Origin of the sequence: Chitinophaga sp. CF418 (assembly GCF_900142925.1) — a bacterium.
GTDB lineage: Bacteria > Bacteroidota > Bacteroidia > Chitinophagales > Chitinophagaceae > Chitinophaga.
On the sequence record NZ_FRCN01000024.1, the window covers coordinates 1 to 12822 of the forward strand.

The 12822-nt window shown below is 41.4% G+C and carries 5 protein-coding genes and 2 pseudogenes; all 7 read right to left on the minus strand.

What is annotated here, in order from left to right; all coding sequences use genetic code 11:
• Positions 1-271: 271 nt before the first annotated feature.
• On the minus strand, positions 272-802 hold the full coding sequence (locus tag F3I09_RS33875; RefSeq protein WP_149699489.1) for a hypothetical protein: 531 nt from the start codon (positions 800-802) through the stop codon (positions 272-274).
• 293 nt (positions 803-1095) lie between these two features.
• Positions 1096-2124: pseudogene (locus F3I09_RS33880) on the minus strand (N-acetylmuramoyl-L-alanine amidase); the annotation flags it as partial.
• Positions 2125-2646: 522 nt separating this feature from the next.
• Positions 2647-3168 (minus strand): hypothetical protein, encoded by a 522-nt coding sequence (locus tag F3I09_RS33885; protein ID WP_149699491.1) that lies wholly within the window; start codon positions 3166-3168, stop codon positions 2647-2649.
• A gap of 6 nt (positions 3169-3174) precedes the next feature.
• Positions 3175-7617, minus strand: a complete 4443-nt coding sequence (locus F3I09_RS33890; RefSeq protein ID WP_149699492.1) for a DUF6443 domain-containing protein — start codon at positions 7615-7617, stop codon at positions 3175-3177.
• Positions 7618-7627: 10 nt separating this feature from the next.
• Positions 7628-11131 carry a hypothetical protein gene (locus F3I09_RS33895; RefSeq protein WP_223233473.1) on the minus strand — a complete coding sequence of 1168 codons (3504 nt, stop codon included), beginning with the start codon at positions 11129-11131 and terminating at the stop codon, positions 7628-7630.
• An 82-nt stretch (positions 11132-11213) separates the two neighbouring features.
• Positions 11214-11948, minus strand: a complete 735-nt coding sequence (locus F3I09_RS33900) for a hypothetical protein (protein ID WP_149699493.1) — start codon at positions 11946-11948, stop codon at positions 11214-11216.
• Between the two features lie 10 nt (positions 11949-11958).
• A pseudogene (locus F3I09_RS33905) lies at positions 11959-12822 on the minus strand (hypothetical protein); the annotation flags it as partial.

Consider the following 12822-nt stretch of genomic DNA (forward strand, 5'->3'; position numbering starts at 1 on the left):
AATCGACCTTCCACAGGCGGGCCTTCATTTTCTTTTCCTGTTTAAGTAAACGGCTCAATGCCTTGTCAGCACGCTTATTTACCTGCTGTTCCACACGCATTGACTTATGCTTTACCTGGGATAAATATTTCGCAGGTAATTCTGGTGCTTTCATAGAACTGCTATCCCGGGCTGCAACTGCCGTATCAGTACGATAGGTATCAACAGGGTTATTCCTTTGTTCGTAATTAATGATAACAACGAGCTCAGAGACTGCTATTCCCACCACTTCCTATCTCATCTCAATACCTTCAATAATTCTTTCAAAGACGTGATCGCCCACCACTTTTTCTTCCTTCGTATTGTAGCCATAAAACATATTTAAACCAACAAGTCCTGCAGATGTATTAAACACCACACGCTTTGCAATATATTTTTCTAATCTGGTACCCGGACGAGTAAATTCACAAGATATAAGCAATACCGTTCTCTTCTTAGTGAAACGAACCTCCTCTTTAGTGATTTTTTTGTCTATACCACTAGCTCTAAATAGCAATTCTTCTTTTTCCGATTTCATATATGAGCGCAACTGAATATATTGCTCATAGTGAACTTTCATTTGGACTTCAAGAGTTGAATCTTTAGTCAGAAAGTACTTGCTATATTTAAAGTTATCCCGAAAATAGGTTGCCGCTCTGTCTTCCTTCATATTCTTTGGAATTGTAAAAACTAATCTACCATCGAACAGCGTTATTTTTTGAAATTCGGCTTCTTTACGGTCCTGCAATATCACTGCAAATAAAAGAATAATATATTTTACCATTTTACTGTTTTAATAGTGCCGGATTAGGAACTGCGATATGATTACCAAATCGCTGGAGGTAATATTCCTTGATTAATCCCTGATTACTAGGTGCTGCAATTAAATCATGTATTTGATTCAAAGGTCGACCCAAACGATCTTGCGAAGGATATGGTGCATTTCGGAAGAACAGAACGTCATTGGCATCATACATAACATTTCTATCTCTTGGTATTTGTTCTCGTTCTAAGGTCTTCTGGCGCAACGAGCTGCCATATTGGAGATCATGCCAGATGAAAAATAAAATTGATACATTAATAAGCTCCCAGATCTCTCTCGGGATCTCCCCCTTGCTTTAGAAAGAATTGTTTGCAATTTTCACTGCTGCAGCCGAAAATATAGGTTGTGTCATTGCCAAATAATTTGAAATATGAACCAGCATTTATCACAATCTTATAAGGAACATTATTAATTGCGATTTTCCCTGTCAATTCACACTCAAGTACATTATATAAATACATGAAGTCATGTGAATTTATCGGATAAGAGTTTCTGATCATTTTAACTATTGATGCAGAATCTAGTGTCCAATCCTTGCACTTGGAAATAATTGGCTCACCTTTGCCATTTATTCCTGTAACCTTTTCCATTGATTTAATTAAGATTGAAGTTGTGTCATTAATGACAACACTTGTATCACGTATGTGTGCTGCACTTACGTGCATAGAGGTATCAACATTGCCACTACTTGATCCCACTGAAGATCTTGAGATAGAATCTGACTCAATCTCACTCGAATGATCGTGTGAGTTAGTGCACTGAAGACTTACTAGTGAAAGTAAGAGTAAAAGATTTTTAACAGGCGATTTAATCATGTTTTGTATTGAATGTATAAATTTATGCCACCAGTCGGAGTCGTTTTCATCCAAAGGATATACTAAGTATGGGCTGATGGCTTGACGTACAATAGTTCCTTCTCCTGGCTCCTTTTTTGAAATCTGATCGTGCGAGTATATATCATCGAATCCCAAACCATATCGATTTAAAAGATTATTTGTCAACCAGGCTGTAGAAATAATCTGTTCAGGAGTTACTGGCTCCCACTCTTCCGTCTCATCGTTAAAGGCGCCAACAACCTCAATGCCAATAGAATTAGAGTTCGTCGGATAGCTCTTATCTTTAACCTCGCCAACATGCCATGTCATTTGGTCTAAATGAGCCGTTTGCCAAACTTGACCGTCCTTACCTATGACAAAATGAGTTCCATACTGTACACCATTACGACCATTTGCAAAAGCACTAAAAACACTTTCTGTTGTGGAAGATGCTGTTCTATGGAGTACTACTGCTCTAACGCCACCTAAATACTCACTATTAGCGTTCCCCCCCTTTTCAAGTCAACTAATAAAGTTTTGGATAATTCTTGGACTCGATGCGGTTCTCCCAAAATCACCCGTATATTGAATACCTTTATTAGTTGTCGTCTTATAGGTATCATAATACGCCTGCAACGCCCGTCTATTGACAAAAGGACCGTAAATAACCTGCGGCTTATTATTACCACCGTGAATGGAAAACTTCTCCAATCCTTCTAACTCTATATGTGTCGTAACATGACTTTCGGAAAAGGCATAAGGAGAATTGTACACATATGTAGTAGAAAGGATGTCTCAAGTATTTTTGAGACATCCCTTAATCAAGTCCAAAATATCTTGGGACAAGTCCTAATAGTTTCATGTATTTCCAGTCGCTCAATAATAATTTCTTGATAGAAACAACAAAACCAAAATTGTGAGCAAATTTATGTGCGCTGATGTTTGAGCTTATTTATCGGACAGCTATTGGAAAACTTATAAGCTGTACAATCAATATCTAAGATGCTCCCTTATCAAATTTGTCAGGCGTCTAAATGTTTTTTCATCTCCCTTTGATGAAATCTCGATACTAAAAACACGCTCACCTTTCTGGAACACAATACTTTCCGAATAGTAGGTATAATCATATCCCTTGGTATAATAGTCAAAAAATGCCAGTTGATATGGCATTGTTGAATCTATTACTTTCAACTCCATTAAATGAACGCCTGTATCAGCCGACCTAATATCCGTCAATTCACTTTCTATCAACCCCTTTAAATTTTGCTTCTCAATAGATTTACGCACGTCTACAACGAGTTGTTGGCTGGTGTCTTTGTTACCATAGGCAGAAAGTAACAGAATATTATCCTCACCGAAATTCGGCACATCATATTTTTTCCAGTCGTTGGGCATTATGGTTTCTACTTTTACGTCTGTAGTGTCGGAATATAAAATAACCTTATTCCCGAGCTCTGTCGATCCGGTACAGGAGACACAAAAGACTATCAAAACTAATGTAGCTCTAATCATATACTACTACTTTGGTAATGGAAATACTGGCAATTTCGGTGAAGGAGTATTCTGCCCAAATCTGTCAATATATTTCTGATGAATAATACCCTGTTTGTTATCAGGGCTATTTACAAAATCCTGCAGTTTTTTAAAGCTTCTTGTGGGGCTTCTTTCAAGAACAATCTGACGATACAGATCGGGCGCCCCCGTCATAATACTATTTGCTGGAATAGGAATGTATTCCAATGCAGCAACTCTGTAGACATCTCCCCCATGGTTGAGCCCCGCATTATGCCCAGCCCCGTGGACAATAGAAGTCGCGGCCGCCTCCTCCATATCGCTGGCTTTCATAGTTTCACCAAAGGCGGCGACGCCCTTTGATTCAATCGCAATCACATTATTATTGAGATTAACAGAAGGATTCTCACTGGTTTCTGGTTTTTCGCCTGTACCCCATTTTTTATCATCTTCTAATTCGTCTCCAAATTGCTTGTCCAACTGCTTAACTGTTTTTATCACATCATTCCTTAAACCAATAACAGCTACAGCGTCAGTCGCATCCAATTTTTTCATATCAATTTTGCTTCCAGCGAACAGACGAACCTGCGTATTTAACTTCATTTTAGCAAACGTCTCATTAGCCTTTTTAACAATTGCTTGTTTTTGCTCAAAGGTTAGATTAGCGCTATTCAATACCTGTAAATAAATTACATTATCGCGTCCATCTGCGTCTAAGACCAAAACCGGATTGTCAAAGGCATACTTATATGGACTATGTGAACTATATTTATCCACATAGGGATCTACTACCTGCCACCTCCCGATTTGATAATCGTACATCCTAGCTCCATAGTCATACAAATCTAACCCTCCGTCGCCGAACTCTTTGCTCTGTTGCTCTTTCCCATTATACTTAACTTTATTCGCTGCATAATTTGTTCCGTTCAGTGCATTAGTAGAAATCCCCTCCATTGTCAGCCCATATGGATAATAATGCGTCTCCTCCAACAATGGCCCACTATTCACACCCAAAACAACATTATCAAAGAACACATCCTGTTGACTTTCATTACTAGTATAAACATATAAAAATCCACTCTTCTCCACCGCCATTTTCTCCACGCCCAATTCCTGCAGCTCATCAGGATTCGCCTTCACCTGCCTCACCCCACTATTATCCTCCACTAATTTAAAATCATCATCGAATAAAACAAAGTTTAAATAAGCCTTCGGACGATCCGGCTGACTATTTTCCTTATCCTTCTCCTTCAAACGCTGATAATTATTATTATAAAAATCAGCATTAAAAGGAGTATTGTTAGATACTACCTCCGAAGCATGCGATCCCTTCTCACCTCCACTCCCACCAAACGCCTCTACTAAACCTGCCAGTATATCCTCCACAGGAGCCTTTGCACTATTATCTGTCGGTCCCTGGGACTTATAGAATGCCCGTGCCTTGATCTGTACGGTATCCCCCGCCATTACACGTAATACCAGCGAAGGACCGATCTTCTTTCCGCCCTCCTTTGCATTCAGTTTGGCGACGGACTTGTTTTCTTCTGTAGTCTGACCCTCCGGATAGCCAGATGGTTTCTCCGCACGGGTTTCTTCTATATTACTAAATAACGCTGTTTCCTGAGCTGCCGCCTCAGTCTCCATTGTCGCCGCATACATGGTAAAATCAGTCTGATCTGTCAGAACAGTTCTAACATTCCCCAGATGATCTTTCTCAAAATAGTCATACGCATAACGTATAGAATCACCCGTTTTGTATACCGGACGGATACGCCCCTCTTCATGACTTATCAGCTCAAGGCTATCTTGCGTATAAACAAACGCTCCTGCATAATCTGTCACAGTTGTTTTTGAAGGACTGCCAGTGTTGTCTAAAACTGTCTTGGACAGTTTATTCCCTGTAGCATCATATTGATAAGTAATTGTCCCCTTGCCTGCAATGCTAATCACCGAAGGCAGATTCAGGTGATTGTAGACAATAGAACTGATATGCTTATTAGAATCCGCTACCATATTACCATTTCCATCATAGAAATAGTCATTTCCACTATTAGTACCATCAATGAAATCTCCCAGCTTGGCTGATGCAGTCTTGGCAGGATTAGGATCTAATACGGCTGCAAGTTTATTGCTATTAGCTAAATAGGTATAAGCTAACCTGTCTATCGTATCGATCTTTGTTCCAATCATCCCTTTCTGCCACATGGATTTAATATTGCCATTGGCGTCATAGGTCAGGTTGCTAACGGTAAAGTCTTTCTTATCCTGTGCCCAACTACCCCCATTTTTTTGGGTAAAGTATGCCCCTGCCAGACGATTAGCCTTATCATAACTATAGCCATAAGCCCAGGCACTATCCGCACGCGTCTTCCATTTAACACCCGAGATATTACCATTATACTGGCTGGAATCAAACCCATAGTCATAACTTAATTCCTGACCGAACCAGTTGGTAGTACTATTGCCGCTATTTACAAAGTTTTTGTTGATCCCCTGTAGCCAGCCACGGATATTATAAGTGTAATTCAGGCTGTCTAGCACACTTCCGGAAGTGGTTACTCCCAGACGTTTAAGCTTCAATTGCCCCAGCTCATCATAACTATTTGCCACTATTAGCTTTTCCTGGCTGACATCATCATTCAATCGCTTCCTGATCGAAAGCAATCTGCTTCCATGATCATAGGTCATGCTTGTCAGCAAGGTGCTTTGCAAAGTAGCACTTTGCGGATTCTGATGACGAAGATAAGTAGCCAGGATAGCTCCCTTGAAATTATACAGGCTTGTCAATACGTCCTTCCCTCCCAGGTTATTCTCACTTATGACTTGTATCGCACGTCCTTTATCATTATAATACGTCGTAGTTGTCAACCATTTCTCTGTTCCCAGTACCCGTACTTTAGATCCAGTCACCAGCCCTTTAGTCATATTACTCACTGGTAATTTCTCCAGATATAATGTATCAGCAGCCTGTAACTTCCCTGTATCCGTACCAACGACAGCCAGCTTACCGGTATAGTTATACTCGTCGTAAAATGTATAGGTAAGCGGCGTTAAGGCCGAAGCAAGTATATTAGGCAGTGGATTACTGGCAGTTATAAGCATCGTATCTCCTGCTGCAGCGGGATCGACCTTTACCTCTGTTGCGCCACCGACGCCGGAATCAAATCCGTCGAAGATGGTCACACTATTAGTTGCCGTATACGAGCTGCTGCCATCATGATTATAAACGGCCAGATCGGCTTCTGCCGGCGCTACATAAGAAATAGACTGTGAAGTCGTTGCCGAATTCATACTTGCCTGCAAAGCATCCCTGGTAGATGTACCCTTATAGATAGCCGTCATAGTTGGACGGTTCAACTCATCGTAGAAAGTTACCAGCCATTCCATCGGAGATTTCGTCCGCTGAACGGAGTCCTGAGTAAATACAAGCCTATCCCGCACATCATACACCATAAATACTCTCCCGGCACCTGGTACCTTTTTCACCACGATGCGTTGCCGTGCATCGTATTGATACTGGAAACACAACTCATCAGCGATAGCAGTACTTATTGTCCAGGGACCTTTTATAGCCTCTACAGCCAATGGCGGTATAACAAAGCGAAGGCTTCCAAAATCGTCGTACACGTAGTACGTACATAACCAGCCTACATGTCCTGTACCAGGAGTAGCAGCTATCTGCACCTTTTTTAATACAACCTGTCCTTGCTTGTCCTTATACTCAACCACCTGGCTTCCTTGTTCGTCAACAGTCACATTCTTTTGTAACTGGCCAGCGGCATAACTACCTGTGCTCGTCGGTATCCCTGTCCCGATATTCCACAACCTCACGGAATCAGCAACAGTATTAACCTGATACCGCATCTCTACAGGGTGACTAACCCAACTGTTGCCCGGCGCGTAGGATTTAAGTGGTCTATTAAGTGGCGATTGCTCAAACTCCTCCTGACTGTAGTAAATATTTTCACCCACAACTCCCGGGTTAAGCACCCCGTTCTGATAAAATACTTTCTGTGCATTAAAAGGATCAGTTTTAAACTTCCCATCATTCAGATTCCCGGATTGCTGTACATAAGGAAGATATTTATACTGCACTCTTCCATAACTATCATATATTACGGGCACCACCACATCCTTTCCTCCACTACTGGTTCCCTTCGAAACTGTCTGTATTGGACGACCCAAACCATCAATATACTGGGTAGTCTGTTTCACTTCCCTTACCAGCCTGCTGGTTGATGTAACTGCAGCTGTATCTGTCAAAGGCTTATCTGGCTCCCAGGTCCGGACATAATTGATCGAGGTAGTATTGTAGGCTGCCCGAACGGATACTGCCGTTGCAGAGCCGCGCGTTCCACCTGGTTTGTTACTTTGAGCAAAGGCCTCATCAGAGCAAAGCAAAGTTGCTCCCAATGCGCCTGTATATATCGCATATTTTATAAACTTCATAGGTACGCTGTTATTTAGTGAGAGGCGCCTGATACTGGTAATCGATTTGTTTCAGGACATTTCCATCCTGGTCCCTGATCACTTTCAATCTACCCAGGCCATCATATTCATATTTCAACATATGATTCTGATCGTCTGACTTGCTGGTCACCCCTATCAAAGGCAGATAAGTAAAACTGTTCATCTGAGATAAAGACGGGCGCAGCTTGATATCGTCAAACCAAACCTTTCCGGTTCCATTATTATCTAATCTTATACTCATGCTCTTAACATCTGCCGGTACTAAATACTCCTTTTCAACATATATCCATTTACCTGACTGCGAAACAGAAATATTGTCTATATATGAATATGCTCCTGTCTCCCCGCTACGTTTCATCAGCAGATTAATAATCGCACCAGGGCCATTACTATAGACCCAACCGGAATACTTAAATTTCGTTGCTGCCGTCAATGATATACTTGTCCAACGCGGATTAACATAAGAACCTGTATTTGTGATCAATCCTGCATAGCCCCCGGTCCGGGCTTGTCCATTATCTCGGACAACGCCAGTCCAGCTGCCAGCATCCTCAAATCCATCATATAATACAGAAGCACTCGCGGCTCCAATTGTCTGAGATACAGGATAAGAATTATTTGCATTCCAGCTATAGCTACTGGTAATTCCATTTCGCTCAGTCAACTGCAGAATATTGCCGTATTTATCATACCCCTGATAAGCCACAGCAAGCTCCGGTTGTGTACTGCCCAAACTCCATATACTATCTGCCTTTGGCATGATCAGGCTGTCATTAGCACTCCACTGATCGCTGAACAGTGTTCGGTTATACTTTAGCAGGATATTCTTTGAATAACTTCCCTGCCAGTAAGGCTGACGAACCATATTTCGTTTCACCATCCTAGTTAGCACAGCGGCATCGCTAACCGTTGAGGCATGCTCTCCAGGGAAATACATTACAGCCGATAATGTATCATTCCTGCTATTAGTTCTTTTAATGGTCTTCGGGTAACCAAGCTTGTTATATTCGTATAAAACTGTATTTTTCTGAATATTCCCGTTTTCATCAAAGATAGTCTCCTCCGTACTACCTATTCTGCTTCCTCCTGTTTTAATACTAAATGTCATATACCCGAATTCATCAAGCAGAGGCGCAGGACACCAACCACCTTCAACCATATACCTGTGCCACATGATAGCTGCGCTTACTGCAGGAGTAGTAATCGCCGTATAGTTATTGATTGTTTGCTTTAATAAGGTATAACTGCCATCCACATTTGCTCTGTAAATATGTTCCGACTGAAGATTTACGTCAGACATCGAATTATCGATAATTTCTTTTCCTCCAATAGAACCAGGTGCTGGCAGGCTTATATAATCCTTGGGCATTTCATATTGTAACAGCGTTTTCCCATTAGGCTTACCATTGCCCATTTCATAACGGGTAACGGATGAATAAATAACGGGAGATCCCTGGAAATTAACGGTCGGATAGGAATTATTAGCTGTATACGTAATTCTCACTCCATGAGCATACGCACATCCGATAGGATCTGTCTTAAAGTAAAGAAATGACATAGCAGAATAGCTATTATATATAATATCGTCACCGGTGACAGGCATATATCCAATACCATCCTCATTAATGCCGTAAGTATACCTATCCTCTTTTTGAAGAGAGTTATCAATATTATAGGAGGAAACGCTATTAACTCTTATGCCACCACCCGATTTTATAAGTGTTGAAGTATCCGGCATTGTTGCGACAACACCAACGGTAATTTTTGTGGTGGACACGTCATTGATTACGCCAATTATCCTGTATATATGCGTTACATCAAATTGATAATTCTGTTCAATTGTATGGGGATTCTGGTAATCCGGATAAAGATCAGAAGTCCATACCTGTAAGTCTCTTCCCTCTGTTACATCCCTTAAAGTGACTTTTTGAGCTACATCTTTGGCGTTAGGAGAATACGGAGTCAAGGTAATCCTGACCGTTGCCGGATGAGTTGAAGAGTTTAAGGGAGAAGTTACTGTAAATGAAGTGCTATCCCAGGCGTATGCAGTAACACCTTTTCCCATCATTTGAAAAGAACCTAAAGTAACCTCTTTGTCTGACACCTGACTAGTAATCCATTGATTAGGTTCATAACTCAAAATGCTATATCCCCCTGTCGGATAGATTATTTTCTCTAGCATACCTGCCATCATATATGCGGTCGATGGCTCCCGATTAGCATAACCAAGAGTACCGAACGTCTTTAGATTCTCCTGTACCGGCAGTATATTAGGCATAAGATCACCATTAATCGCGCCGTTATAAAATCCAAAATAATCCACTGAAAAAGAATATGCACTGGGAGGTTGTATGCTGTTATACTCAAATTTATACATCTCGGGTTGTTCACCTGATATACCTTCTTTACTGAAAGAGAGTAACTTCAAACGGTAATCGCTAGCTGACGGAAATTGACTTCCGCTAAAAAAATAGCCATATTGGAAACTGACCTTCTTTAAACGCTTGTAAGCACTGCCCTCCTTAGTGTAAACAACTACACTATCCAATGAAGTACCCTGATCATTTCTCACTCCCTTTGAATAAAAGGTAACCTTCCCCTGACGAAATAGAATTTCACTAAGCATTGCCGGACTATAGATTACCGACGAACCCGCTGTCTCCACCGCCCCTTTTTGCATGTCTCCGTTATATACATCATCTCGCGAGTTGAACACTACCGTAGAAGATGCTGTACTCATTTCAGATAAATCACTGCCTGAAACGCTGTTATCATTGTACTTAAGAAAAACAGTATCCTGGCTGTCATTTGATATTATCTGTGTCAGAAACCATGATTGTACGTTTGTCCTTATGCCGAAATTGTCGTCAGTGACAGACTGCGTTTGCCCGAAGATGTATTTGGTACCGTCATCGTCTGTAATCTCAAAATTGTTGGCATCCGAAATTCTCTTTATCTGAACCGGCTGATATGGGAAATTTAAAAAAGAACCACTCTCTCGTGAAAAAATAAACTTGCCTGATTTGCCAGGTATATTGTAGCTAAAAAAATCAGGTTGACGGTCCGGACTGTTAGTATACCAGGCATTCATGGTCCAGTAGTCCTTAATCAGCCCCAATGTATCAACTGAGGAATGGTGGTTAAACCATCCATAAGTCTCTTTTTCATCTTCAATTCCCCGCACTGCTCGGGAAATGTTGGCCCCAGGCATTAATGACCATCCTAATCCCACCCAGGTAGCACGTTGACTGACTTTAATGCCAGACGCGTGATAGCTTAAAGTAACAGGGAGTTTTATTTTCCCTGTGTTGATTTCATATATAGGATAGCTGATATCGGGAACTCCCGTCATTGGCGACACCGGTATACTGTTATATTTAAATAATTCGGCAGCATTAGGCGGCAATGGTATAACTGGATTTTTTTCCTGGGCCACCGTTATATTCACTCTCGTAAACGAGAGAACTATTATGGCGAATATTATCTTCTTCATATGTAGCAAACATGCGCCATTTATTACGCGCCGACAATTAATTCCAAAAAAATTCAAGCTCAAAAACACCAGTATATAAATATTATTTAGAAATCAATCGCTCAATCTTTTCATTCAACGCTTGTATCTGGGCTTTCTGGTCCTTGATAGATTTGTCCTGCTCTATCAAATGCAGCGTCAACTCCTCTATCTGCTGCAACAAAATCTTATTCATCTCCCCTACATCAATTCCTTCTTTCGAAACTTCTTCTGCAGATGGCACATCCGGCAGATGCTTATTCGCCTTAATATATGCCTCCAATTCTGCCAACGATGGCAATTTATACGCTGGTTCAAATACAAAGTCCGCCCATGCTGATTGTGTTACCTTGACCTTCCGTGCACCTATCGTACCTTCAACAGCCAGCATATATGTACCCGGAGTCAGCGTTCCAATACCGACACTACCCGCTCCCGTTACAATCATTTTGGGGCTTGGTGTCGCTCCTGTGACAAATAGAATATCTCTGTTTTGTATTCCAGCCTGGAATATCAGATTATCATAATTATTAAAAGGATATGCTCCTGCTCTTGTGCCGCTTCTATATATTGTCGGCTGATTTGCATCTGTACCAGTCGTATAGGCAGTGCTGTAGCTTATTAGTTTCAGCTTACCGGATAAATTCAGACCATTCTCCGTTACTGAAGCATCCGGAGCCATCCCAATCCAGACATTCTTTGTTGTATAGTTACCAGCACTTACTACAGATTCTAAGTTCTGACCATGTGAAATGATAGCAGTAAGAGCACATAAAGCAGTTAATAGAAAAAATTTCATCTTCTTTTATTTAAAAATTATATCCTATTCTCAATTTAATCGGGCTCGTCGAAGGCATATTCCTCTTCGCTAAAAAATCATACAGCACCATAATATTCCCCTTCATTTTCGCGCTCACCTTATATTTCTTGCTAATCCCCAGCAACGCACTCCCCTGCCAGCCACTCCAATCTTTCAACTGATCCGCATGAGTAATAGTCGATACATAATTCTGCTCAAAGCCTCCATTCACAAAAAACGTCCCTTTCAGCTTCCAGTCAACAAAAGACCGCAGCCCCACGCCCTGGTGACTGATCGCTATATCATTCCATCCCGTCCCCATTCCCAGTTTATAAGACGCGCCAATACCAGCAGTCCCATTTTTGTGAAACTTATAACCCACCTGACCAGCTATATCACTAGTCGTAGGAAAATAACGGCTGGACTTCTGGAACTGAATATTTCCACCAAACTCCAATCGTTGAAGGAAGCTCTTAGTCTTCATAGGATTCGGCTTAAAATCCGGCATGTCTCCTGCATTGTCCAGATCCGGGAATTTGTTCTTCAGCTCATTCAACTGTGACTTCGCCTGATCCATCTGCTGACTTACCGCCTGTCTGGCGCCCGGGTCATTCCCCAGTCGTTGCTGTATCATTTGCTCCACCTGTGTACGGGTCTGCAAGCCCTCCAGGCTTTGTGCAGTATTATTCCCGGCAGCGCCAAGGTTAAATAAACTGGCTATCTGGGAGTTTTTACGGAGAAAATCATTATAGGCGGGCATTTTTTTCAGCAGCTCCATCGCCTTGGCCTCCGCTTTCTTTTTATCTTTCAGTACAGATTTGTACTCATTGATCTGCTGACCATAGTAATAAGCCTCTTTATTAATCTTCTGAAG